Annotated in this window: 22 protein-coding genes, 1 tRNA gene and 2 pseudogenes; 16 read left to right on the top strand and 9 right to left on the bottom strand. The window is 66.2% G+C overall.

Features of this window, described 5'->3' with window-relative positions; translation table 11 throughout:
• The first annotated feature begins 230 nt into the window (after positions 1-230).
• Positions 231-1,307 carry an IS110 family transposase gene (locus tag CGU34_RS12195; RefSeq protein WP_100812876.1) on the top strand — a complete coding sequence of 359 codons (1,077 nt, stop codon included), beginning with the start codon at positions 231-233 and terminating at the stop codon, positions 1,305-1,307.
• Positions 1,308-1,323: 16 nt separating this feature from the next.
• Positions 1,324-1,551, top strand: a pseudogene (locus tag CGU34_RS12190) (integrase core domain-containing protein); the annotation flags it as partial.
• Here CGU34_RS12190 and CGU34_RS12185 read toward each other — a convergent pair.
• Positions 1,526-3,169, bottom strand: a complete 1,644-nt coding sequence (locus CGU34_RS12185) for an ATP-dependent nuclease (protein ID WP_100814220.1) — start codon at positions 3,167-3,169, stop codon at positions 1,526-1,528. The pseudogene CGU34_RS12190 and the gene CGU34_RS12185 sit on opposite strands and share 26 nt — an antisense overlap.
• 587 nt (positions 3,170-3,756) lie before the next feature.
• Here CGU34_RS12185 and mobF point away from each other — a divergent pair.
• The 4 genes from mobF to CGU34_RS12165 all read left to right on the top strand — a co-directional run bounded on the left by mobF (position 3,757) and on the right by CGU34_RS12165 (position 8,275).
• Entirely contained in the window at positions 3,757-6,513 is a 2,757-nt protein-coding gene (gene mobF, locus CGU34_RS12180) for a MobF family relaxase (RefSeq protein WP_198517776.1), read from the top strand.
• Positions 6,514-6,565: 52 nt separating this feature from the next.
• The gene (locus tag CGU34_RS12175; RefSeq protein WP_100814218.1) at positions 6,566-7,624 is read left to right on the top strand and encodes a hypothetical protein; all 1,059 of its coding nucleotides are present in this window, start codon (positions 6,566-6,568) and stop codon (positions 7,622-7,624) included.
• Between the two features lie 151 nt (positions 7,625-7,775).
• A complete protein-coding gene (locus CGU34_RS12170; protein ID WP_100814217.1) occupies positions 7,776-8,039 on the top strand; it encodes a ribbon-helix-helix protein, CopG family in 264 nt (87 codons plus the stop codon).
• Positions 8,036-8,275, top strand: a complete 240-nt coding sequence (locus CGU34_RS12165) for a toxin (RefSeq protein ID WP_036300483.1) — start codon at positions 8,036-8,038, stop codon at positions 8,273-8,275. Before CGU34_RS12170 ends, CGU34_RS12165 begins: the two co-directional genes overlap by 4 nt.
• Position 8,276: 1 nt before the next feature.
• On the opposite strand, the gene CGU34_RS12160 is transcribed toward CGU34_RS12165, so the two are convergent.
• The gene (locus tag CGU34_RS12160; RefSeq protein WP_198517774.1) at positions 8,277-8,513 is read right to left on the bottom strand and encodes a helix-turn-helix domain-containing protein; all 237 of its coding nucleotides are present in this window, start codon (positions 8,511-8,513) and stop codon (positions 8,277-8,279) included.
• A 74-nt stretch (positions 8,514-8,587) separates the two neighbouring features.
• Here CGU34_RS12160 and CGU34_RS12155 point away from each other — a divergent pair, with 74 nt between their 5' ends.
• The gene (locus CGU34_RS12155) at positions 8,588-9,250 is read left to right on the top strand and encodes a DUF6214 family protein (protein WP_157811298.1); all 663 of its coding nucleotides are present in this window, start codon (positions 8,588-8,590) and stop codon (positions 9,248-9,250) included.
• A complete protein-coding gene (locus tag CGU34_RS12150) occupies positions 9,237-10,388 on the top strand; it encodes a tyrosine-type recombinase/integrase (protein WP_036300492.1) in 1,152 nt (383 codons plus the stop codon). The genes CGU34_RS12155 and CGU34_RS12150 overlap by 14 nt, the downstream gene beginning before the upstream one ends.
• A 608-nt stretch (positions 10,389-10,996) precedes the next feature.
• Here the strand turns inward: CGU34_RS12150 and CGU34_RS12140 are convergent.
• The 6 genes from CGU34_RS12140 to CGU34_RS17215 form a co-directional block, all read right to left on the bottom strand.
• Complete coding sequence (locus tag CGU34_RS12140; RefSeq protein WP_036300494.1) at positions 10,997-11,650, bottom strand: cation diffusion facilitator family transporter; 654 nt, start codon at positions 11,648-11,650, stop codon at positions 10,997-10,999.
• On the bottom strand, positions 11,647-12,006 hold the full coding sequence (gene cmtR, locus CGU34_RS12135) for a Cd(II)/Pb(II)-sensing metalloregulatory transcriptional regulator CmtR (RefSeq protein ID WP_100809995.1): 360 nt from the start codon (positions 12,004-12,006) through the stop codon (positions 11,647-11,649). The genes CGU34_RS12140 and cmtR overlap by 4 nt, the downstream gene beginning before the upstream one ends.
• 842 nt (positions 12,007-12,848) lie before the next feature.
• Positions 12,849-12,921, bottom strand: a tRNA-Met gene (locus CGU34_RS16980).
• A 45-nt stretch (positions 12,922-12,966) separates the two neighbouring features.
• Positions 12,967-14,058 carry an ABC transporter ATP-binding protein gene (locus tag CGU34_RS12130; protein WP_081766220.1) on the bottom strand — a complete coding sequence of 364 codons (1,092 nt, stop codon included), beginning with the start codon at positions 14,056-14,058 and terminating at the stop codon, positions 12,967-12,969.
• The gene (locus CGU34_RS12125; protein WP_081766221.1) at positions 14,055-15,092 is read right to left on the bottom strand and encodes an ABC transporter ATP-binding protein; all 1,038 of its coding nucleotides are present in this window, start codon (positions 15,090-15,092) and stop codon (positions 14,055-14,057) included. Before CGU34_RS12125 ends, CGU34_RS12130 begins: the two co-directional genes overlap by 4 nt.
• On the bottom strand, positions 15,089-15,295 hold the full coding sequence (locus CGU34_RS17215) for a hypothetical protein (RefSeq protein WP_198517772.1): 207 nt from the start codon (positions 15,293-15,295) through the stop codon (positions 15,089-15,091). The genes CGU34_RS12125 and CGU34_RS17215 overlap by 4 nt, the downstream gene beginning before the upstream one ends.
• 26 nt (positions 15,296-15,321) lie before the next feature.
• Between CGU34_RS17215 and CGU34_RS12120 the strand changes: the two are divergent.
• From CGU34_RS12120 to ligD, 8 genes and pseudogenes are all read left to right on the top strand, one after another.
• Positions 15,322-16,020 (top strand): annotated as a pseudogene (locus tag CGU34_RS12120) (amidohydrolase family protein); the annotation flags it as partial.
• Positions 16,020-16,922: an SDR family oxidoreductase gene (locus CGU34_RS12115; RefSeq protein ID WP_036297585.1), complete on the top strand. Its 903-nt coding sequence runs from the start codon at positions 16,020-16,022 to the stop codon at positions 16,920-16,922. The pseudogene CGU34_RS12120 and the gene CGU34_RS12115, both read left to right, overlap by 1 nt.
• A gap of 184 nt (positions 16,923-17,106) precedes the next feature.
• Complete coding sequence (locus CGU34_RS12110) at positions 17,107-17,907, top strand: IclR family transcriptional regulator (protein ID WP_198517770.1); 801 nt, start codon at positions 17,107-17,109, stop codon at positions 17,905-17,907.
• Positions 17,908-18,063: 156 nt separating this feature from the next.
• Positions 18,064-18,288, top strand: coding sequence for a hypothetical protein (locus CGU34_RS12105; RefSeq protein ID WP_036297589.1), 225 nt, complete (start codon positions 18,064-18,066; stop codon positions 18,286-18,288).
• 1 nt (position 18,289) lies between these two features.
• On the top strand, positions 18,290-18,583 hold the full coding sequence (locus tag CGU34_RS12100; RefSeq protein ID WP_036297591.1) for a putative quinol monooxygenase: 294 nt from the start codon (positions 18,290-18,292) through the stop codon (positions 18,581-18,583).
• 265 nt (positions 18,584-18,848) lie between these two features.
• Entirely contained in the window at positions 18,849-21,299 is a 2,451-nt protein-coding gene (locus CGU34_RS12095; RefSeq protein ID WP_100814214.1) for an ATP-dependent helicase, read from the top strand.
• Between the two features lie 162 nt (positions 21,300-21,461).
• Complete coding sequence (locus CGU34_RS12090) at positions 21,462-22,658, top strand: SseB family protein (RefSeq protein WP_198517768.1); 1,197 nt, start codon at positions 21,462-21,464, stop codon at positions 22,656-22,658.
• A 115-nt stretch (positions 22,659-22,773) separates the two neighbouring features.
• Positions 22,774-23,799 carry a non-homologous end-joining DNA ligase gene (gene ligD, locus CGU34_RS12085; protein WP_100814213.1) on the top strand — a complete coding sequence of 342 codons (1,026 nt, stop codon included), beginning with the start codon at positions 22,774-22,776 and terminating at the stop codon, positions 23,797-23,799.
• Between the two features lie 50 nt (positions 23,800-23,849).
• On the opposite strand, the gene CGU34_RS12080 is transcribed toward ligD, so the two are convergent.
• Positions 23,850-24,881 (bottom strand): ATP-dependent DNA ligase, encoded by a 1,032-nt coding sequence (locus CGU34_RS12080; protein WP_036300407.1) that lies wholly within the window; start codon positions 24,879-24,881, stop codon positions 23,850-23,852.
• Positions 24,882-24,891 lie beyond the last annotated feature (10 nt).

Here is a 24,891-nt window from a genome sequence, read left to right as displayed (position 1 = left end):
GTGAGAGTGTCGAGTACCTCCTGGCGGCCTGACTCTTGCTGACGACTGACCTCGAAGTCTGGGTGTCCTTGCTGTTGATCTGTCGTCCGTCAGGAGGCGCATCACCCTCGTGGTGCTGGCCGGGCGGGCGTGACCTCATAGGAGCCTGATCGCAACAGTCCCATCACAGTCCCGTCCACCCGACCGGCCAGTGTCACTCACCCTGTCCTGATCTGGTTGGAGCGAGCACTATGAGCATGCAGCAAGTCCCCTCTCACCGTCGAGTCGTTGTCGGCGTCGACACTCACAAACACGTCCACGTCGCCGTCGCGATCGATGAGCTCGGCGCGGTCCTGGATCGCCGATCTTTCGCGGCGGATTCCGGTGGCTACGGCCAGCTGATCGACTGGGGCGAATCGTTCGGCGGGAAACTCACCTTCGGGATCGAAGGCACCGGTTCCTATGGTGCAGGCCTGGCCGGCGCAGTGCGCCGTCGTGGAATCGGGACGCTGGAGGTGATGAGAACGGACCGTCGCGACAGGCGACTACGAGGCAAGTCCGACACCATCGATGCCGAGAACGCAGCCAGGGCAGTCCTCGCGGGCCTGGCGACGGCCATCCCGAAGTCAGCCGATGGAACAGTGGAGATGATCCGTCAGATCAAGGTCGCCAAGGACGTCGCCGTCAAGGCGAGAACATCCGCGATGATCAGCCTCAAGCAGGTCATCGTGAACGCCCCCGACGATCTGCGTCAGGAGCTGCAACCGCTATCGAAGATGGCGCTCATCCATCGCTGCGCGGCGCTTCGTCCGGGCCAGGTGACCACAATCATCGCGTCGACCAAGCACACGTTACGATCGATCGCCCGTCGCTGGGAAGTACTGGATGCCGAGATCTCCGGGCATGAGAAGCTCCTGGCAGAGCTGACCGCGCAGATCGCTCCCGACCTCGCGAAAGCCTTTGCGGTCGGTCCTGACACCGCGGCCGAGATGCTGATCGTTGCCGGCGACAATCCGGAACGGATCCGTTCGGAGGCCGCGTTCGCCCGGCTCTGCGGTGTCGCCCCGATCCCTGCATCGTCAGGGATGACCACCCGACACCGGCTCAATCGGGGCGGTCACCGGCAAGCAAACGCCGCACTCTACCGTGTCGTCATCGTTCGCATGCAGCACCACGAACCCACTAAGGCCTACGTCGCCCGCCGGATCACCGAAGGAAAGACGAAGTCCGAGATCATCCGGTGTCTGAAACGTCTTCTCGCCCGCGAACTCTGGGCCGCGATGCGCCCCATCCGCGAAGCCCGACCACCCCTCCAAATCGCGGCTTGACAGATATAGGAGCATCAACGCGCTGATGGAGACGATCAACGGGCTCTACAAGGCCGAGTGCATCCGCACGACCGTGTTCCACGACGGGCCGTATCGGACCATCGCAGACGTCGAATTCGCGACCGCCGGCTGGGTCAACTGGTACAACACTCGTAGGCTTCACTCGAGCCTCGGCTACGTCCCACCCGCCGAGTTCGAGCAAGCCCATTACGCGACCCTCAACCGAGAGCCGCAACCCGCATAGGAGCGGCACAAAACCTGGAGCGCTTCAGGGCAGCTCGATGAACGAGCTCGATGGGGAGCAGGTCCTCGAGCTCGTGCACGTCGACTCCGGGATCAAAAGAGAGGCCTGACGACGATGCCCACACATCAAGACGGACGATGTACTCATCGCGGAGAACTCGCTTCTTCCGAGCTTCCCCTCTTTTCAGGACCTTTTCGGCGTCGCGCCCCGATTGGTCTCCGTCCAGCAGCGCGACGCACGGCGGCTTTATCGTGTCGCGCCCGCGGGCGAGATACACCATGTACGGAATGCCGTCGGCTCCTCCAGCAGCAACAATTGTCACTTCGTTGAGGTCCAACGCTCCCGCCGTGGTACCGGAACTTTTCGCGAGATGGGCCGCGACACCCGCGATCAAAACCTGATCTGCAAGTCCTTCGACAAACAGGTTCCGGCCCCCGATGAAGGCGGTCTCGGCAACGTAGGTGCCCAGAGAAGACCTGAGTGGTTCGTAACGATTGTTCGCCGCGTCATTCACGACTCGCGTCCCCTCGTCCTCGGATCCTTTGTCGAGCACGCGGATGCGGTGGGGAGCATTCTTGTCGATCAAGAACGGGGAGTGCGTGACGTATAGCACCTGACTTCCAGTGCTTCCATCTTCCGGGAGCGCGTAGTCGTGAAGAATTCGCAACAGGTCCTGCTGACCAACGCTCGACAGAAAAGCATCCGGCTCATCCAGCAGCAGAATATCTGGTCGAGTTTGAGTCAGGCGGTGGGCGGTGAGCTGTACAAAGTAGCTCAGGAAGTAGCGCAGCCCTTGACTTCGCTCGCCGAACGAGTATGTGGAACCGGTGCGATCGCGGATTGTGAAAGCGAGCTCGTGCTCGCGTGCCTCGAGTATCAAGTCAAACTCTCGGTCCTGCGTCCACCACCGCTGAACGTTGAGATTGTCGCGGATCGCGGCATTCATTGCTCCTACGACTGCCTCAACTTGTCCTTCGCGGCCGGACGCGAGAGCCTCGCTTAGCTCGGTGAAAGCGCGCGTATCGATACGTGCAGCGTCGACGAGCAGCATCTTGGCCAGTTCGAATTCTTCCCGCCGACGCTGTTCCGCCTGCTCGGATGCTTCGTCTGCCGGTGGAGCAAGTGAGGGAGCGACCAACTGGCCGACCGCCGCTTCGGTGGGATCCGCGAGCCCGAAAATTCGATCAAAGACGGCGGATCGCTGTCTGCGATCGTGCAGGCGTGTGCGCTTCTTGCCGATCAATTCGGCGATCGAGATACTGTCCGGGATCGCGACTCCGGTCTTCAGTTCAAAGGTCCTGGGCAGCGCTGCTTCCAACTTGGCGAGCTGTCCCGCCGGGAGCTTCACCCGTTCCCCGTGGATCACGAGGAACGGGTCCTCGGACCCGGGTCTGTACAGGCCGAACTCCCTTGCATCACCGATCGCCGCCACCCCGGCCACCTGTTCGCCGTCGTCGAGTTTGAAGACTGCACCGAACTCGGGAAGGCGGATCTTGTCTGCCTCTACTGAATACTCTTCGCTATAGCGGCAAAAGTCCTCGCGTCGGATCGGTTCCCCCGTCAGGGCCGCTTGGACCGCCTTCAGGAGCTGGCTCTTCCCTGCTTCGTTTGCACCCACAACTGCAGTGATGTCCGTTTCGAGCGGTACGCGGACGAACGGATACCAGGGCTCCTGTTCTTCCCAGGGAGCAGCTTCCGATTTCTCGCGTGCCTTCAGCTCGAAGTCGAAGTTGAACGAACGAACGAAAGAACCGCACGTCGATGCGCGTTAGCTTCATTACTCTCCCCAGTAGCCCGAGGTCGCGGAGTGCGGCGACATTGAGGAGCATCGTAGCGATACCCTCCGACGCTGTGGGAGCTATCCACTCGGCGCCATCAGCACACCACGTGCGCGCAGCCCACAATTGGGCCTGCGGAAGCCGGTCGGACTGCGCGCGGTGACGCTCATGGAACATCTCGCGCGACACCTCTGCGTTCGTACCCGCACAGAGCCTGCCTTCGACAGGCGGGCTCAGTCGCGCTTCAGGCAGATGCCCGAGAAGGGGCCCACGCCGCGCTGCGCTCACATCTCACGAGGCCGATGCGCGAGGAAAGGAGGCAATCCCCAAAGGAACATTACGAAGTGCGACGACATACGAAAAGAAACTGCGATGCACGTAGGCACCATGCCTGGTGGTGACACAACTGCGCATGTATGCTGCTGACATGCGAGGGGGATTGCGGAGTTGGAAGCGCGGGGCTGAATCTCGCGGCATCCGCAATGCGATCTCGTACGCCTTCGACGGCACATGCGATGCACACCGTGCTCCGGCCGGAGTGGAATCTGCGGAGCGCTACGGCGCGATCAATGAAGCCACAGCCACGCGGTTCGCCGCGGTAGCGGGGGAGCTGTCCCGCGACGAGCTGGACGCCCCGGCGCTGCGGCGGTGGATCCAGGGGGAGGATCCCGCGACCGGCGAGTCGCGCGGGCTCATGCACCGATCAGAGAACACCGACCTGCTTTTGGACGGGACGATCAACTTCCCGAAGTCGTACAGCGTCGCGGCTCTCCTCGACCCGGAGCTCGCCCAGGAGTTCGAGTTGCTGCAGGACCGTATGCGTAACCGCACCATCCTTCTCTGGCAGCGCGAGCTGAACGCGCGGCGTGGCCGGGGCGGACGCATCCGCGAAGACATCGCTCGGCTCGAAGTCGTCGAACTGCAGCACCGGCGGTCGCGCGCGCTCGACCCGCACATTCATCGACACCTGTGGCTGAACATGAAGGTGCAGGGAGCCGACGGCAAGTGGTCGAGCTTGGACTCGCGGGTAGCGCTCAAGCTTCACAACGTCGTCAACGCTGAGGGCGAGCTGGCGGCTCGCAGCGACCCACGATGGGTAGCCGCACTCGCGGCCCACGGCTACACGCTCGACGCGAACGGCGAGATCGCGCAACTCGCCCACGTCGTCCGCCCGTTCTCGCGCCGGTCGAACCAGATCGAAGCGAACCGTGCTCGGCTGATTGCGGAGTGGCGCAAGGATCACCCTGGGCGGCAACCCGGCGCGGACGATCTTCATCACATCGACGAGCTGGCGTGGGCTCAGCGACGCCCGGGCAAGCCCGCCCATCTCGATGAAGCCGAGTGGGAGGAGAGGGTCCGCAGCGAACTCGCCAACATCGATCCCATCCTCTTTTGGCAGCGGAACCCGGCCCGGCTCGGCCCCACCCGGATCGCCGACCTCGATCGCGAACTGCTCGCGCGGATGGCACTCGTCGAGGCTGACGCCCGTTCGGTCTCGAGCAGCGGCCGGTTCTCGCCATGGGATCTGCGTGCCAGCGCGATCCGGGCCATCTCCCGAAGCGGGGTCGTCGCCGAGAGAGACCCGCTCGACGAGCTGATCGACGACGTCGCGTCGCGGGCGACCGAGCACACGATCGACCTGGTGCCGGACGATCCCGTCAAGCCTGCGCACATCAAGGCGCTCATGGCCGAAGCGACGGTGCTGCTCAAGCTGCGGGTCGCCAATAGGTTCGCGGCGCTTGCCGCACCCGGGCAGTTGCCCGACGAACGACAGATGCGCACCGTCGTACGGCATTTTGTGGGGGAGAGCACCGAGCTCGTTGATACGCAGCTCGCCGCAGCCTCCGCCATCGCCGGGACCGGACGCCTCGTGTCGGTGACCGGGCCTGCCGGGTCGGGTAAGACGACGCTGTTGCGAGTCGCACTCGATGCCCTGCGACTGCAGCGGCGACGCATGATCGTGGTCGCGCCAACCAAGAAGGCGGCTGCCGTAGCCGCGCGCGAGATCGGGGCCACGGCATCCAGCCTGCACGCATTGCTCGCCGACCACGGTTGGCGCTGGGGAATCGACGAGGCGGGAGCGCCTGTGTGGACCCGCTTGCAGATCGGTCAGACGGATGCGGCGACCGGCCGCGTGTACCGCGGGCCGCGCGACTTCCGACTCGGTCGAGGCGATCGCATCGTGGTGGACGAGGCCGGGATGATGGACCTCCACACCGCGGACACGCTCGCGATCGTCGCGGGGGAGACCGGGGCTGGGATCGCCATGATCGGCGACCCGCGCCAGGCTGCGCCTGTTGGCCACGCGGGCGCGATGGCCGCGATGACCCAGGTAGCCGACAACGTCGTCGAGCTGAGCGAAGTTCACCGCTTCACCGACCGCGCCTATGGAGATCTCACGCTGAGGTTGCGGAAGGTCGCGATGGCGGAGGACGCGGTCGGAGTCGCCGCGGCTCTCGATGACGGAGGGCACGTCGCACGAGTCGCCGGCACGGATGCGGCGCACGACCTCATGGTGAACGCGTGGTTCGACTGGGCGGAGCGCGGCAAGCGCGTCGCGCTCGTGACTGCCACCAACGACGATGCGGCGGCAATCAGCGAAGCGATTCAGCAGCGCCGCGTCGCGACCGGCGCAATTCGCCCGGATGTCGTCGCCCACGGTCGTAACGGTCAGCAACTGCTCGTCGGTGACGTTGTGCAGACTCGGCGGAATGACCGAGCCGCCGGAGTGCAAAATCGCGCCACCTGGGTCATCACCGCGATACGGCCGGAGCGCATCGAACTCCGGAACCTCGCCGACACCACCGAACGTCGACACGTCTCGGCCGAATACACATCCGACCATGTGCACCTCGCTTATGCGTCGACGGTCCACGGCATTCAAGGCGATACCGCGGATGCGTCCGTTGTAGGCCCGGGCGTCGATGCTGCGGGACTCTACGTCGGCCTGACCCGCGGTCGAGTCTGGAACCAGGCCGTGGTTGTCGCGGGCTCTCAGGATGCGGCGCTCCGCGAACTCGCCGAGGCGATGCGCCGTGGCAGCCCGGAGTCGACGCTTGAGGAATCGCGCCGTGCTGCGCGGCTGGATCTATCGCGAGCGGCGCGCGAAGCGACTCGGTCGCCTGCCGGTGGGGCGCCCTCGTGGTCGCGAGAGACGGCTCACGGCACGGGTCTGAGCCGGTGACCGCGTCGATGTCGAGTCGACTGGTGTTCCGTATATTGCTATGTTCCACATTATGCGGAACGCGCTCTTTTCTGGAACGGATGCGCTCGTAGACGGGTTCAGCGAAGCGCTGAAGTCGGTCGGAGCGCGTTCGGTGGTTGTCGAGCGCCAAACCGGCAGCAACGGAGTCGACGCAGTGGTGCGGGCGCAGTTTGGATCAGTTCCGCTCGTGCTGGACGCCGAAGTGAAGCTGACTCCGCCACGAACCCGTGCCGAGGTCGGAGCGCTACCGAGCGTTCAGTCCGGGAGCGTGCCGGTGATCGTCGCGCCGTTCCTTTCGCCCGTGGTGCGTGACGAACTCGCTCGAGCCGGGTGGTCGCACTGGGATGCGACCGGAAATATGCGCATCTCGAGCATCGATCCGGCGGTATGGATCGATCGGGTCGGTGCATCACGCGATCCCGAGCCGCGCAATGATGCCCAGCCGCAGCGACTTCGATCGCTAAAGGGTAAGGCAGCTTCGCAAGTCATCGTCCGGCTGCTCAGCACTCGCCGCGAGGCATCGGTGCGGGAACTGTCGCGCGAGACCGGAACCGGCCTGGGTACGGTCAGTCGAGTCGTTGAACTGTTGCGTGAACAGGGGCTGCTTGAGGACACCAACGGTGGTCCGATCGTCGCTGCCAATCAGCTGGAGCTGGCGCAGCGTTGGGCCCGCGACTACGGATTCGAGACGACCTTCAAGCCGGCTCGATACTTCTCGCTCCTGGGGGAGGAGATTGCGCTTGACCGTCTGCAGCGATCTGGGTTCACTTACGCGCTCACGGGTACTCGTGCTACGGCGATCGAGTTCGAGACCCGGGGACTCGTCGCGCCGCTGCCTGCTTCGGACATCTGGCTCTATACCGACAATGTTCCAGGCGTGGAGCGCGCCCTCGATCTTGCGCCTGACCGACGCGGGAACATTCTTGTCGCTCGAGCAGATTTCTTGACGGCAGGGGAGGGGACTCAGGGAACTGAGCCGCGGATAGCGGTGCCGTGGCGAATCGTTGGTGACTTGCTGGGTGCAGGCGGGCGCCTCGCTGCAGTCGGTGAAGTACTCGCGGCGACCCAACCCAGGGGAGTGACCGTTTGAGGGGCGTCCTTGCCTCGGCCATCGAAAGCGGCAGGCGTGCGCGTAGGAGAATGCTCGCAGCTGGGCACGCCTGGCGCGGGACGGTGTTGACGCTGAAGCCGATCGTCGTCGGTACCTTGGCTTCGTCGGAGTTTCGTATTACATTAAAGACATGGGTGCGGACGAGACGATCAACGGCACGCCGGTCACCGAAGCGCAGATCGCTGAGTGGGCCGCCGAGGCTGAAGCTGGCTATGACGTCGAGGCGTTGAAGAAGCGCGGTCGAGGACGGCCTGGGCGGGGTGCGGAGCCGTCGCAGGTCGTTGCGCTGCGGCTCACGGCCGAGGAGCTCGCCGCCCTTGACGCTGCTGCTGATCGCGAGCACAAGTCTCGCTCGGAACTCATCCGCGAGGCTCTCGCGATGTACGCGGCGTGAGGGTTCACGAGACCGCCCTCAAGCACGGAGTTTCGGCGGACGATGCCGTTCAGGCTGCGTCCTGGCCGATCTGGGTTGAGGAACTCGACGACGACTCACCGGCCCGGCAGCTCAGGCTGGGCTTTGACACGCAGGGTCGCCTGCTGGAGACCGTCGTGCTGGTTTTCGACAGCGGCAATGAACTCGTCATTCATGCCATGAAAGCGCGACCGCAGATGCTTGACCTCCTGCCCTGACTCAGCGAGTCGTGATCACGTCGTCAGTGCGCGTGCACGCCCGGCTCTCCATCCATTCGAGGACGCCGGAGCGCTTGTACAGGATCGTCTTGGCCGAGATTCGGTAGAACGTTGGGCCGCCACCGCGGTAGCGAAGCTGTGCGAGAGCCGCGCGCGTCATGTGCATCATCTGGGCGGCGTCATCGAGATCGAGCCATTCATCCGCGGCATCCATTTCCTGTCCCATCTGCGTAACCATGTCATCAATACGCACAAGCTAGAACCACTTGCGTAGCTATGTCAATAGCGCGCACGGTGTGGCATCATGTCGATGTGAGCAAGACGATCAGACTCTCGGGCCGCAGCATCCTCGTGCCGCCAGGCCTGTCGTTGAAGCCGATCATCGAAGCCGACATGCTCGTCGGAAGAGATGACATCGTCGGGCTCGAAGAAGACGAGCGGGCCCGCGTCCGCCTGCGACTCGAATACTCCTCGGATGCGGGCAGGTACGAGATCGCCGAGTTCGCACTCGATCGGGGCCGGCTGCCGCTCGAGATCGGTGGGGCGCTGCTCCGCACAGTTCGCGTCCACACCATCGCGCGACGCGCCATCGCCTACTCGCTGCCGCTGTGGACCATCGGCATCATCATGCTCCGCGACAAACAGCGCCAAGGAATGCTCGACGACTTCACGCCGTTCGAGCCCACGCATCCGGAGACCCTTCACCTCACGGCGCTGGTGTATCGCATCGCAGAGATCTCGAACGAAAATCCGGCGCTCGCCGTAGTCGAAACGATGGGGCTGAAGCAGCGGACAGCGACGAACTGGATCGCACGGGCCCGGTCTGCGGGCTACATGACGGCGGTCGTCGATCAGCCCGGAGCACGACTCATCGCAATGGGCCTGATGGAGAAGATGAATATTGAGCCCGACATCTCCGACGAGGAGCACCAGGCATTTCTCGACTCACTGATCGGTCGCCATGGGAACGATTGAGGCCTACGAGACCGGGGCGGGCAAGCGGTATCGCGTCCGCTACCGAACGCCAGATCACCGCCAGACCGACAAGCGCGGCTTCCGCACCAAGCGCGACGCCGACCTCTTCCTCGCCACCGTCGAAGTCTCGAAGGCAACGGGGGAGTACATCGAACCAGCTCGGGCGCGCACCACGATCGCCGAACTCGGAGTCGGATGGCTCGAGGCAAAGCGTTCGCGACTGAAGCCGTCGAGCTACAAGGCGCTCGAAGACGCATGGCGCGTCTACGTCATGCCGCGGTGGGGAACCACTCAGGTCTCGGCAATTGCGCACAGCGACGTGCGAACGTGGGTCTCGCAGCTGTCCGCGGGCACCGCGAAGACGAACCGGCGAGACCATCCGCGCACTCGTGCGCAAGGCGCGAGACCCAAGAGCGCAACGGTCGTGATTCGCGCACACGGGGTGCTCGCATCCGTCCTCGACATCGCGGTCAAGGATCGCCGCATCCCGCACAACCCTGCGCGCGGTGTCGATAACCTGCCTCGGAAGGGCAGAAAGGCGCACCGATACCTCAGCCACCAGGAGATCGAGCGCCTCGCCGTCGCATCCGGAGATCACTCGACCGTCGTGTATCTCGCGGCGTACACAGGGCTTCGTTGGGGCGAGTTAACCGCGCTGCGCGTCCGCGATGTTGATGCCTTGCGCCGGCGGCTCGCGGTGAACGAGAACGCCGTGCGTGTGGGCGCGCAGATCCACGTAGGGACGCCGAAGACCCACGAACTGCGGTCGGTGCCGTACCCCGAGTTTCTCGAACTGCCGATCGCGCAGTTGTGCGAGGGGAAGTCGCGCGATGCGATCCTGTTCGGCGACGGCCTCGACTACCTGCCGCGCCCGCGCGCCTCGGGGAAGTCGCGTTCCTGGTTCACGACCGCGTTGGACGTGGCAGGCCTCGAGCGCATGACGGTGCACGACCTACGACACACCGCGGCGTCGCTCGCGATCAGTTCGGGCGCGAATGTGAAGGCGGTGCAGCGGATGCTCGGACATGCGTCCGCGGCGATGACGCTGGATGTCTACGCCGATCTCTTCGACGACGACCTCGACACGGTGTCGGCGTCGCTGAACGCTGCGCGGACGCGTGCCGTCGCCGCGACTTAGTCAATTGACTGACGGAAAGTGCTCGTCGATGAAACCGTGGGCAGCTGGGCTAGGCGGTGTGGTGTCACTGCCAAGCGGTCGATTGGTGCGCGGGCGCGGGCTGAGAAGCGGCCCGATCGACGTGGCTGACGCGCCGGATTTCGGGGTGTATCTCAGGGCCCGCATGCACCAGGCGAGTTGGCAATCGCAGTGGATTGCGTGGCCGGACTTCCGTCTGCCTCGAGAGCCGTCGAGCGCGCTATCCGCACTACGTGAGGCTTAGGACCGGTCGGCCACCGAGAGGGTGGAGATTGCTTGCGGTGGCGGGACAGGGCGAACGGGAACCGCTCTCGCCATCCTCGCACGGTACGACGGGGTACCGGCCGATGACGCCGTCGCATGGGTGCGCGCCGCCTATCGGCGCAACGCCGTCGAAACCCCCTGGCAGCGCAAGTTCGTGCGTGAGGCACAGCTACCGCTCTGACCCGAAAACGATCGTTTCCGGGACTATGATCCGCTGTTGGCCGCGAGCGGTCCGCAAACGGGGGCCGTATCGAAACCGGCTTTCGGGACAGGCGGTTTCGGTACACAGTTTCGGGCCAGCCGGGTCCGAGTTAGGTGGTCATGGTTTAGCGGTCGTCGTCGTCAGAAAGGTCTTCGAGCACTTCGAACGGCGACTCTACGTCGCCGCGCCATGCCTCGATGCCTTCACGGATTGCGAGAACGGCAACCACGAGAGCAGCCACGGAGTCGGCCCACCACCATCCGAACAGGGTGTTGAGAATGAGGCCGATGAACACGGCCCCCGAGAGGTAGACGCACAGGATGAGCTGCTTTGCGTCGGCCATGACGCTCTTAGAGTCCAGTTCGCGACCGGTGCGCACTTCAAACCACGCCAGAAGCGGCATGATGACCAAGCTCAATGCGGTGATACCCAGGCCGAGCAGGCTGTGTTCCGGTCCCTCCTGGGTGATCAGACTCGTTACCGCGTCGACGGTCACGTAGGCGGCGAGGGCAAAGAACGCGAGGCCGATTGCGCGAACGGTGACCTTCTCCCAACGCTCGGGGTCTTTCCTCGTGAACTGCCAGGCGATTGCTGCGGCTGACAGCACTTCCACGATGGAGTCGAGCCCGAAGCCGATCAGTGCTGCGGACGACGCCAGCGTGCCGGCCCAAATCGCGACGATCGCCTCGATGACGTTGTAGGAGATCGTGAAGCCCACGATGAAGCGCACTCGGCGGTGCAGCTTCGCGCGACGTTCGCCGCTCAGAACCGCGCTCATGCGCTCGCCCCCGTTCCGCAGCAACCCGGCACGGTGCAGGAGGAGTCGATGCAAGGTGCGCTCTCATCGACTGCCAACGTCACGTCTACGAGCGTCTTCAACGCTGCTGCAAGGTGAGGGTCGGCGATTTCGTAGCGGGTCTGTCGACCCTCGGGCTCGGCGACGACAATCCCACAGTCCCGAAGGCATGTGAGGTGGTTCGACACGTTTGACCGTGACAGGCCAAGATCGCGGGAAAGGACAGCCGGATAGCTCGGCTCGTCGAGCAACCTCATCAGGATGCGAGAGCGGGTCGGATCAGCCATGGCCCGGCCGAGCCGGTTCATGACGTCAAGTCGCGAGGTAATAGTCAGCATGCGATGACTATACATCGGATGCTGACTTATTGAGAGGTGGCCAATCGTCTGTGGTCATTGAGAGAGCTACTGGCCCGCCTTTGTGGGTTTCCGCAAACGTTCAAAACTGATCGATTGCGGCACGACGACCAGGTGCAGCGCCGCGATGTCGGCACGCCGTGCCGAAACCGTGTGCCGAAACCCCCATGCCCCGAAACTGAAATTCGTCGTTTGCGGTACCCATCGCCGGCGGAGACAGGCCGGTGACAACCGCAGCTGAGGCAGCTCCCGCCCGCGATACATGCGTCCATTCTCGTCGCGGGCCGGGCACAGCACCGAGCTCCCTCAAAGGATTCTTCAGTGGTGACCCGCATCAGAGCGATGATCGAAGCAATCACCACTGGGACATGTCTCACGGGAATTCGAGTGATGAGCCTGGGACATCTACCACCGCACACCGGGGCTGATCTGGACATCTGTTGGTGGAATTCACCATCTCCACCGAAGGGCTGGCCCATGCTGTCGCTGACGGCGCTCAATGCTCTGCCTCCGAGGTGCGCATCTGCTTCGGGGGTCCCCACGCCGGGTGCGCCCGGCTTCCAAGCTGCGACGCCGTGCGATGCCTTCGATTCCCATGCAGCGTATTGAATCGGCGTCGAGCGATTGTCATAACTCCCGTTACCAGTTACCCACGGCATCCACAATCCGCGACCGGCATCCTCCCGGGAGACAGGGCGGCGACACCTTGATCGTGTGTTTCCTGCTCACAAAATGTGGGCAAAATGTGGGCAAAACGCGTTTCAACGAGAATGCGAGGGCCCGAGATCCGCGTAATTGCGGGGATCTCGGGCCCTTCAAACTAGACGCGACGGCGGGAGTCGAACCCGCAACACGACCGGGTATGAACCGGTGCCCGGGACCACCCGGATCGCCGCGATATACCGCCACCGTAACGGCCCTGACATCCTCCTGTCCGGTGTCTTACGCCCTGTTTCGGGATGCGACGGCGGATGACGCGAGCGCCGGCTCGGGCATCGTCGCGCGCAGCGCATCGACCGAGACCGTGGGCACCGCGTCGAGCGGAAAATGACACGCGGCCTTGTGCCCGGCGCCGAAGTCGACGAGCTTCGGCTCCTCGACAGCGCACTTCTCCTGTGCCCGCGGGCAGCGCGTGCGGAACCGGCATCCCGACGGCGGATGCAGCGGCGACGGCGGTTCGCCCTTGAGCGTCACGGGACGCCGCGCGATGCCGGTCACCGGGTCGAGCCCGGGAATCGAACCGAGCAGCGCGGAGGTGTACGGATGCCGAGGCGACCCGTAGACGAGTTCGGCGGGACCGACCTCGGCGAGCTGACCGAGGTGCATCACGGCGACCTGGTCACTGAGCTGCTTGACGGTGGCGAGGTCGTGCGCGATGAAGACGTACGACAGGCCGAGCTCTGCCCGCAGTTTCTCGAACAGGTTCATGATCTGCGCCTGGATCAGCACATCGAGGGACGAGATCGCCTCGTCGCACACCACGAGCGCCGGATTCGTGGCGATGGCGCGGGCGATCGCCACACGTTGCGCCTGACCGCCCGAGAGTTCGAGCGGCCGCCGACGCAGGTAGATGTCGGGGCTCAGCCCGACGAGTTCGAGCAGTTCCCGCACGCGGGCCCGTCGCTCGACAGCACCCATCGTCGTGTGCCCGATGAGGGGTTCGGCGACGACATCCTCCACTCGCCACCGGGGGTTCAACGACCCGAAGGGGTCCTGGTAGACCATCTGGATATCGCGGCGCGCCCGTTTCAGCTCGCGCTTGGACATCCCCACCAGGTTCTGACCTTTGAACCAGACCTCGCCGGACTTCGGCTTCTCGACCTGGATCGTGGCACGCGCGAGGGTCGACTTGCCTGACCCCGTCTCGCCGACGATGCCGAGCGTCTGCCCCACGGCCAGGTCGAACGAGACATCCGAGACGGCGTGGACGACGCCCGCCTTGACCCCGCCGGGGCCCTGACTCACATACTCCTGGACGACGTTGCGCACCGAGAGCAGCGGCCCGTCGTAGTCGGTCGATGACACGGTCGTCATTTCGCCCCCTCGAGGTGCGGGTGCCAGCAGGCGTAACGGTGCCCGGGTTCGGCCTCGACGAGCTCGGGGCGTTCTCCGCACTGCTCCGTCGCCCGTGGGCAGCGGGGGCGGAACGAGCAGCCGACCGGCAGAGCGGACAGGTCGGGCGGATGGCCGCCGATGACCGGCAGCAGCGAGTGCGGGGGAGTGGACAGCTGGGGGATCGCGCCGAGCAGGGCCTTGGTGTACGGCATCTGGACGTTCCGGAACAGCACGTCCGTGTCGGCCTGCTCGACGATGCGACCGGCGTACATCACATGGACCTCGTCGGCATAGCTCGCGGCGAGTCCCAGATCGTGGCTGATGAGGATGACGGCGGTGCCGAGCCTCTCCTGCAGATCGACCAGCAACTCCATGATCTGCGCCTGGGTCGTCACGTCGAGCGCCGTGGTGGCCTCGTCCGCGATGAGCACCTTCGGGTTGCCGGCGAGCGCGATGGCGATCATCACGCGCTGGCGCATACCGCCCGAGAGCTGGTGCGGATATTCGTGGAACCGACGCTCGGCGGCGGGTAGGCGAACCATCTTGAGGAGCTCGATCGCACGCTCGGCCGCGGCCTTCTTGCCGATCTCGCGATGGTGCGTCTGGATCGCCTCGGTGATCTGGTGTCCGACGCTCATGGTCGGGTTCAGCGACCGCGCCGGGTCCTGAAAGACGACCGAGATGTCTTCGCCGCGCACACCCCGCAGGGACTTCTCGTCGAGCCCGACGAGTTCACGGCCGTCAAGGCGTGCCGAGCCGCTGATCTGCGCGCTGGGTGGGAGCAGACCCATCAGGGCGCGGACGCTGACCGACTTGCCCGAACCAGACTCGCCGATGATGGCGAGCATGCGCCCGGCCTTCAGCTCGTATGAGATGCCGTTCACAGCGTGAACGGGTCGCGCGCCCCGCGTGAAAGTCACGCGCAGGTTCTCCACCGACAGCACGGTCCGGGGGTCGGCGGTCGACGCATCCGTCGCCGCATCGGCAACGGTCGGCTCGGGCAGTGTTCTCATCGGCCGCTCATCTCGTCTCTGAGGTTCTCTCCGAGCATGTTGAAGGAAAGCACCGTGACCAGCAGCGCAAGGCTCGGCCACAGCACGAGGAGCGGTGTCGCCGACAGCGACTGCTGCCCCTCGAAGATCATGTTTCCCCAGCTCGGCGCGGGGGCGGGGATACCCATCCCGAGAAAGCTCAGCGCACCCTCGGTGACGATCACGATGCCCATTCCGAGCAGCGCGAAGTTCAGCAGCTGCCGTCGTCTTCACCGTCGACTCCTACACCCGCACGGGCGAGGAGCCCGAACCCGCCAACGAAGAGATCGCGCGGCTCGCCGCCGAGAACTCGGATGTGCTCATCCCGTTCGCGAGCGTCGACCCCCGCCGCGGCCAGGCCGGCGTGGAACACGCGAGGCGACTGGTCACCGAGCACGGTGTGCGCGGATTCAAGTTCCATCCGAGCGCCCAAGGGTTCTACCCCGATGACCCGATCGCCTACCCGCTGTACGAGGTGATCGAAGAACACGGCCTGGTCGCGCTCTTTCACACGGGCCAGACGGGCGTGGGCGCGGGGCAGACCGGTGGCGGGGGCATCCGTCTGAAATACGCGAACCCGATGCACGTCGACGACGTCGCCGTCGACTTTCCCGGGATGGACATCATCCTGGCGCACCCGTCGTTTCCCTGGCAGGACGAGGCGCTCTCGGTCGCGACGCACAAACCGCGGGTGTACATCGACCTGTCGGGTTGGTCGCCGAAATACTTCCCGCCCCAGCTCGTGCAGTACGCGAACACGCTGCTCAAGCACAAGATGCTGTTCGGCTCCGACTTTCCGGTCATCACGCCCGAGCGCTGGATGCGCGATTTCGAAGCACTCAACATCAAGGACGAGGTACGCCCCATGATCCTCAAAGACAACGCCGCCCGACTGTTCGGGCTCTCGTGATGGACGACGTCGCCGGCAAGGTTGCGGTGGTCACGGGCGGGTCGAGCGGCATCGGGCGCGGCATCGCGCTGGCGTTCGCGCGCGCCGGGATGCGCGTGGTCGTCACCGGGCGCCGTGCCGAACACCTGGACGAGACATCCGCCGTCTTCCGTGACGCGGGCCTGGAGGTGCGCGCGCTGAGCGTCGACGTCACCGATCTCGCGGCGATGCGTGCCGCCGCGGACGAGATCGAGGCGGAGTTCGGGCGCGTCGACGTCCTCGTCAACAACGCCGGCATCGGACTCACGGGTCCCGTCGCGGATGCCACCCCGGATGACTGGGCCTGGATCATCGACGTCAACATCCGCGGTGTCGGCAACGGCATCCAGGCATTCCTGCCGAAGATCCGTGCGCACGGCGAGGGCGGACACATCGTGAACACGGCGTCGATGGCAGGCCTTCTGCCGATCGTCGCGGGGCTGTATTCGATGACGAAGGCGGCCGTGATCGCGCTGTCCGAGGCGCTGCACATCGAGTTGTTGCCCGAGGGTATCGGCGTCTCGGCCTACTGCCCGGGTCCGGTGCACAGCAACATCTCGTCGGGCACCGCCCTGCGTCCGGAGCGCTACGGCGAGTCGGGATACGCCCCGCGCGACCCCGGATTCGCCGAGTTCTCGAAGACCCAGCCGTACATGACCGCGGAGGAGGCGGGGGAGCGGGTGCTGCTGGGCGTCCGGCGGGGCGACATGTTCATCCTCACGCATCCCGAATTCGCGGCCGGGGTGATCGATCGCCACCGTGCGATCGAAGAGGCCTTCCCCGATGAGCCCGTGGACGAGGTCCGGGCCGCCGCCATCCCGTTCCTCATCGCGTCGCCGGTGTACTCTGCCGAGAATCGTCCCCCCGCGCCGCGACTGCCGTAGCGCACACCCGCGCGTGCGCGGTTCGCTGAAGGCGTTCGAACACGCGACGGAAGGCAACTTTCACCCGGTGGAAGACGGCCGAGAAAACCGGCATCGGATCGCGGAAAACGGTGTGCAAAACCTTTCGCACCGCGGGAGTTCGAGGTAGCTTGGCGCGCATATAGCTTCCGGGAGAGGGTCGACGATGACCATCAGCCAACTCAGGTCCGCACGCTCCGAGCGCATGACGGCGGCGCAGCGTGCGCTCGCCATCCTCGAGTGTTTCGACCAAGATCACCTGCTTCTCACGCTGAGCGAGCTCAGCCGCAGATCGACCCTCAGCCTCAGCACGACGCACCGCCTGGTGGGCGAGCTGCGCGATTGGGGTGCGCTCGAGCGCTCGGCCGACGGTCGCTACGCGATCGGCATGCGCATCCTCGAACTCGGATCCCTCGAGCCGCAGGGGATGCGGCTGCGGGACGTCGCGCTGCCGTTCCTCGGTGACCTGCAGGCGGCCACGAACGCCAACGTGCACCTCGCGGTGCGGGACGGGCACGACGTCGTCTACGTCGAGTCGCTCCGTGCGCGGGCGGGAGCGACAGTGCTATCGCGACTGGGCGGGCGCTGGCCGCTACACGCTACCGGCACGGGCCTGGTGCTGCTGGCGTTCGCGCCGCACGAGTTCCGCGAAGAGGTGCTCACGAGCCGGCTGCATCGCTTCACCGACCGCACGATCACCGACCCGGATGAACTACGGCGCGTTCTGGCCGACGTGCGTCGCTCGGGCGTCGGCATCGTCGAAGACTCCATCACCTCGGACTGCACCTCCGTCGGGGTTCCGATCCGTGGCCCGCGCGACCGCATCGTGGGGGCCGTCGCGGTCACCGTCCCCTCGGCCACACCCACCCCGCACGCCGTGCTCCCCGCGCTTTCAGCAACGGCCCGCGCGATCTCGCGCGGCTTGGGAGCGCCCTCGGCGATGGGACGACCGCCGAGTGCGGCGTGAGCCTCGCTCATGCGGCGCGGACGCAGTCTTCCACCAGCCGGAAAGCTCTTGGCGGCGCGCGGCCGCCGGGGAGCCTAATAGAGGACGACCTCATAGAAGAGGTATCAGGCCGCAAGGCCGAATCCTCGTTCACTTTTCTCGGAGTCAGGAACGAACATGACCACCACACTCGATGACCTGCAGAAGATGCTCTCGGTAGACGGCTACACGCTGTCCGTCGAGACCGATCAGGACAGGACGAACGCCGTCATCACGGCCGGCGAGGGCATCTGCAGCGATTGCCTCGTGCCGAAGGTCGTCCTGACCGGGATGCTCGCCAAGGCGCTCGATGTCCCGGCCGACAAGATCAGCCTCGAATACCCCGACGACCAGACCCACTGACGTGGCCGTCGCGAGCATCGTCCGCTTCACCTTCCGGCCGGAGGTGCGGGACGAGATCCCGGCCCTCGTCGACGACATGCTGCGGGCGACCCGGGCGTTCGCGGGGTTGGAGCGGCTCGATATCCTTCTCGATGACTCCGATCCCGACACGTGGACGCTGTACGAGATCTGGACGGATCGCGCGTCCGAGGACGCGTATCGCGCCTTTCGCGCGACGCCCGAGGGGGCGATTCCGCGGCTCGGCGAAGTGCTCGCGGCGCCGCCGATCCTCGAGAACTTCGTGATCCGCGACTAACGCCACACGTGGCTCGGCGCGGTTCGGGGCGCTGCCGGTTCAGGGACCGCGTGGTGCGCACTGGTCGCTGAGCTTGTCGAAGCGACCGCCCGGCCAGCCCGGGCCCGGGTCTCGCGAACATATGGAAGGAACCGTGGGGCCAGATGGGGCTGGTGAGGCGGTTTCGCGGCCTCGGGCGCTCGACATTCCTTCCGGATGTCCGCGGAAGGCGGCTGAGGCCCGGGCCGGCGGCGGTGTCGGCGCGCCAGCCTAGACTTGAGCGGACATGACCGAAGCCTCCTCGCCCCTCGCAATCGGGTCCCCCGACCCCCTCCTGGGCGACCTGCTCGACGGACTCAACCCGCCCCAGCTGGAGGCCGTGCTGTACCGCGGCCCCGCGCTGCTGATCGTGGCGGGTGCGGGCTCGGGCAAGACTCGCGTGCTCGCGCACCGCATCGCGGGCCTGCTGCGCACAAAAGAGGCCTGGCCGAGCCAGATCCTCGCCATCACGTTCACGAATAAGGCCGCGGCCGAGATGCGCGAGCGTGTCCACGCCCTCGTCGGCGAAGCGACCCGCGGCATGTGGATCTCGACCTTCCATTCGGCGTGTGTGCGGATCCTGCGGCGCGAGGCCGAGGCGTTCGGCTTCAAGTCGTCGTTCACGATCTACGACTCCGGCGACTCGAGGGCCCTCGTCAAGCGCCTGATCAAAGAGCACGAGGGCGACAGCTTCGGGCTTACCCCCGCGGGAGTGAAGAGCCGCATCTCGAAGCTCAAGAACGAGCTCGCGGATGCCGAGTCCTACGCTCGCACGGCGAATATGAGCGACCCGGCCGAGCGCATCTTCGTCGAGATCTTCGCCGACTACCAGCGCTCGCTGCAGCGTTCGAACGCGTTCGACTTCGACGACCTGATCGCCCAGACGGTCTATCTGTTCCGCGCGTTCCCGAAGATCGCCGACACCTACCGCCGCCGCTTCCGGCACATCCTCGTCGACGAGTATCAGGACACCAACCACGCCCAGTACGCCCTGATCCACGAGCTCACCCGCCCCCTGTCATCCGACGAGCCGGAGCCGTTCGAGGGCTCCGGCGGCATGATGATCTTCGAGGCGCCCGCGCCCCGGGCTTCCGATTCCCTCGAGCCCGCGTCCCTCACTGTCGTCGGCGACTCCGATCAGTCGATCTACGCGTTCCGCGGCGCCGACATCCGCAACATCAGCGAGTTCGAGCGCGACTACCCGGGCGCCAAGGTCGTGCTGCTCGAGCAGAACTACCGCTCGACGCAGACGATCCTGAACGCCGCGAACGCCGTCATTTCGCACAACTTCGACCGCAAAGACAAGAAGCTGTGGACGGATGTCGGGGCGGGCGAGAAGATCGTCGGTTTCACCGGCTACTCCCAACACGACGAGGCCCAGTTCGTTGCCGACGAGATCGAGGTCCTGCACCGCGGGGGTGTCGCCTATGGCGATGTTGCAGTGTTCTACCGCACCAACTCGCAGAGCCGTGCTCTGGAAGAGATCTTCATCCGCTCGGCGCTGCCCTACAAGATCATGGGCGGCACGAAGTTCTACGAGCGTGCCGAGATCAAGGACGCCCTGGCGTACCTGGTCGCCGTGGCCAACCCGGCCGACGACATGGCCGTGCGGCGCATCCTGAACAAGCCGCGGCGCGGCATCGGCGACGTCACCGAGTCGGCGATCGCGCGATACGCGAGCAGCGAGGGCATTTCGTTCCGCGACGCCCTCGCCAATGCCTCCGCGCTCGGCGTCGGGCCGAAGATCCAGGCCGCTATCGTGCAGCTCGACGCGGTGCTGGATGAGGCATCCGCTCTCATGCTGCCCGCCAGCGGCGAACTCGCGCCGGCCTCGGCTGTCGCGGACGGCCTGGCGCTGCTGCTGAACAAGTCGGGCTTCATGGACGCGCTGCGCGCCAGCCGTGACCCGCAGGACGAGGCCCGGCTGGAGAACCTCGACGAGTTCGTCTCGGTCGCCAAAGAGTTCGCGCGCAACAACCCGGACGGCACGATCATCGACTTCCTCGCCGAGGTCGCGCTGGTGTCTGATGCGGATGACCTCGAGGATGCCTCGGGTTCCGTCTCGCTCATGACCATGCACACGGCCAAGGGGCTGGAGTACGACGCCGTGTTCGTCACGGGCGTCGAGGAAGACTTGCTCCCGCACCGGATGTCCGCGAACGAGCCCGGCGGCCCGGCCGAGGAGCGACGCCTCTTCTACGTCGGCGTCACGCGTGCGCGGAAGCGCCTGTATCTGTCGCTCGCGATGACACGCGCGCAGTTCGGCGAGGTCACGGTCGCGATGCCGAGCCGGTTCCTGCAAGAGATCCCGGCCGACCTGATCGACTGGCGGCAGTCGCCCGGTGACGTGAATTCACGCGGTCGCGGATCAGGTCGGGCGCTCGGTGGCGGGTATGGCGGCGGTGGCTTCACGGGTGGTGGTCGCTCGGGTGGGGCGACAGGCGGCAACCGGTACGGCTCGGATCTGGTGCCCACGTCGACCGCGCTCGACCGGTTCCCGAACCGCGTGCCCGCACGGGTGCGCGACAACGGCGACCTCGAACTCGCCGGTGGCGACCGCATCCGGCACGACGATTTCGGCGAAGGCCGCGTAGACGCCGTCACGGGCGAGGGGGCGCGGCGCGTGGCGCACATCCGCTTCGATACGGTCGGCGCGAAGAAGATCTTGATCAAGATCGCGCCGATCGAGAAGATCTAGTCGCGTCGGCTGGATGACCGGGACAACATTCCGGACGAATGTAGCCCCGAGCCCCGTGGCGATGAGATCCCGGGTCCGCCGGGGCGATCCATCCGGAATGTTGTCCGCCCGGCCGTGGAAAGGGCCCCGGACGGCGGCCGGCGCCCGGGTTAGTCTGGTCCGATGGCTGTGTTCTCGAGACGTCCGAAGCGCGGCGATGCCGCGGCCGACACCACCAACGCCTCGTCGGCGGCCGTCGAACCCGGCGAAGAGTCCCCGGCTGCGTCATCCGCCGAGGACGCAGCGCCCGCCGAGGACGTGGCGTCCGAGTCCGTGCCTCAGGTCGGTATCTCGGTGTCGACCTATCGCGGTGGCGGGGGAGAAGTCGGCCGGCCGACGACACTGCCGGATGCTTCCGCACTCCCTGCTGCGGCAGGGTCTCCCGCCGCTCCCGCCGCGGGCTCCGTCCCGAACCTGCGAGCGGGTAGTCCAGCCGGGCACGCTGAGGCCCCGCCGCAGACCGAGACGGTGCCGGGTCTGCGCGACAACGTGCTGCTCGCCCAGGCGCTCGGCAAGCTCGATTCGCCCGCCAAGCCCGAGCAATTGCTCGACGTGATGCGTCAGCTGCTCCAGAACCACTTGTTCCTGCGGATCAAGGGTGATGCCCGGGCGATGCTCGCGGAGGGTCGCGAGCTTCCGCTGGCTGTCGCCCGCCGTGGCGACGACGCCTACGTGCTCGTCTACAGCACGGGGACGGCGTTGCAGGCTGCGCTGTCGGCCGACGGCGATTCGGGGACCTCGGCGGTCGGTCAGCCGGCGCTCACGATCCTCAAGCACGTTGTCGCCGGCACGTACGCGGGTCTGATCGTCGACGGATCGTCGGGCCCCGCGCGCGCCGTGCTGCCCCGCGCCGTCATCGAGGCCGCGGTCAATCAGGCCGACCCCGAGTTGCGGATCAAGACCGCGCTCGCGGCGCCCCGTACCCCCGAGACCGCGGCGACGGTTGCGACTGCGCTCACCGAGGCGCCGTTGTTCGTCGCCGTGAACGAGACGGGCCCCACGGCCGAGGGCGAGGCGCCGCGCTTCGGCATCGCCGAGTCGCGGACGTCCGATGGCCGCCGCCTGATCGAGGTCTATTCGCACCCGCTCGAGGTGATCGCGCGCGGCCGGGGCGATCGTCCCATGCCGTTCCTGCCCGAACAACTCGGTGCGTCGCTGCGTGACCATCCGTCCGTCGCGGGCGTGATCGTGGACGCGGCGGGGCCCTGGATCATCCTGGATCGTGACGCTCTCGCGCCGGTGATCGCGTTGCCGGCGCCCCCGAAGCCCGATGCCCCGTCTGCGCAGTCCGCCGATTCTCCCGAGACGCCGACCGCGTAGCCGCCCTCTCGGACCCGCACTTCCGGTCCCGCGTCTATGGGGTGGGACGCTGCGGCATCCGTCGATCCGACGCAAGGGGGTGACGGATGCTGCGGCACCGCCCTAGGGTCAAACCATGGCCAGCGAGCGCATCACCCTCACCGTTCCCGGAGCGGAGGGTGACCGCGAGGTCGGGCTCTCGAGCCCGAATCGCGTGCTGTGGCCCGAGGTCGGCATCACGAAACACGAGCTCGCCGAGTACATGATCGCGGTGTCCGTGCCGTTCCTCGCGGCGAACGGCGATCGGCCGGTTTCGCTCGAGCGCTACCCCGACTCTGTCGCGGGCGAGAGCTTCTTCTCGAAGAACCCGCCCAAGGGGGCGCCCGACTACGTCGAATCCGTCACCGTGACGTACAACAGCGGCCGCAGGCATCCGCAGCTCGTCCTCACCGAGACGGCCGCCGTGCTGTGGGCCGTGCAGATGAACACCATCGTGTTTCACCCGTGGGCGTCGCTCGCGGGCGACACCGACAACCCGGTCGAACTGCGCATCGACCTCGACCCGCAGCCCGGAACCGACTTCGCCGATGCGGTCGTCGCGGCGCACGGCCTGCGCGAGGTGTTGCGCGAGGCCGGGCTCGAACCGTGGATCAAGACGAGTGGCAACCGCGGGCTCCACGTCTTCTGCCCGATCGAACCCACCCACGAGTTCCTCGACGTGCGCCACGCCGTGATCGCGGCCGCGCGCGAGCTGGAGCGCCGGATGCCCGACCTCGTCACGACCAACTGGTGGAAGGAAGAGCGCGGCGAGCGCATCTTCGTCGATTTCAATCAGGCCAACCGCGATCGCACGATGGCCGGCGCATACAGCCCGCGCGCGCTCGCGACCGCGACCGTCTCAACGCCCGTGACCTGGGACGAACTGGATGAGGTGGACCCGGCATCCTTCACCGTCCGCTCGATTCCCGAGCGGCTCTCCGTTACCGGGGACCCGTGGGCGGGTCTGCTCGATCGTCGCGGCCGCATCGACGTGCTGCTGGAGTGGTGGCAGCGGGACCAGGATGCGGGACTCGGCGAACTGCCGTTCCCGCCCGAGTTTCCGAAGATGCCGGGCGAGCCACCGCGGGTGCAGCCGAGCCGCGCCCGCAAGCCCGACGCCTGAGCGCCGCGTTTCATCTCGTCGCTGCCGCTCCTCGCTCAACGCACGGAGCGTCAGTCGAGCACGCGCCCGAGGTCGTAGGCCGAGACCTGCTCGAGCTGATCGAAGCGACAGGATGCCGGATCCCGGTCGGGACGCCAGCGCTCGAACTGCACGGTGTGCCGAAAACGCATGCCCTCGAGCTGGTCGTACCGCACCTCGAGCACGCGCTCGGGTCGCAGGCGCACGAACGAGACATCCTTCGATGCCGAGAAGCGTGACCGGTCGGTCTCTCCGGTGACCGCATCCCCGGCATCGTCGCGCTCCACCAGCGGGGCGAGTTCATCGACCAGCTCGAGCCGCCGTTTGTCGCTCCACGCGGCGACCCCGCCGACGCCGCGCAGCGCACCGGACGAATCGTAGAGCCCGACCAGCAGCGACCCGACACCCTGCCCGCTCTTGTGGATGCGGTACCCGAGGGCCACGACATCCGCGGTCCGCGCGTGCTTGATCTTCAGCATCGTGCGTTTTCCCGGCGCGTACGGCTGATCGAGCGGCTTGGCGACCACGCCGTCCAGACCCGCGCCCTCGAACTCGTCGAGCCAGCGGCGCGCGAGCGAGGCATCCGTCGTCGTCCGCGTCAGGTGGATCGGATGCGGCACCCCGCCCAGCAACGTCTCGAGCCGCGCGCGACGCTCGGCGAAGGGCGTGTCGAGGAGCGAATCACCCCCGACGTCCAGCAGATCGAATGCGATTAACATCGCCGGAGTCTCGGCGGCAAGCCTCTGCACGCGCGAGTCGGCGGGATGGATGCGCTGCGACAGGGCTTCCCAATCGAGGCGCTGAGAGCCATCGGGTCCCACGGCGACGACGATCTCGCCATCGAGCACGCACGGTTCGGGCAACAGCCGCGCGAGCGCCTCGACGAGTTCGGGAAAGTACCGCGTCAGAGGCTTGGCGCCGCGCGAGCCGAGTTCGACCGACTCGCCGTCCCATGACGCGATGACGCGGAAGCCGTCCCATTTCGGTTCGAAGCTCAGGCCCGCGCGATCGGGGATCGCGGGCACCGCCTTCGCGAGCATCGGCGCGGGGATGTCGTGTGACATGGGTTCCCTC

Origin of the sequence: Microbacterium lacus (genome assembly GCF_002812805.1) — a bacterium.
Classification (GTDB): Bacteria; Actinomycetota; Actinomycetes; order Actinomycetales; family Microbacteriaceae; genus Microbacterium; species Microbacterium lacus_A.
Note: the sequence above shows the minus strand (reverse complement) of the source record. Positions and strands in the feature narration are given on the sequence as shown.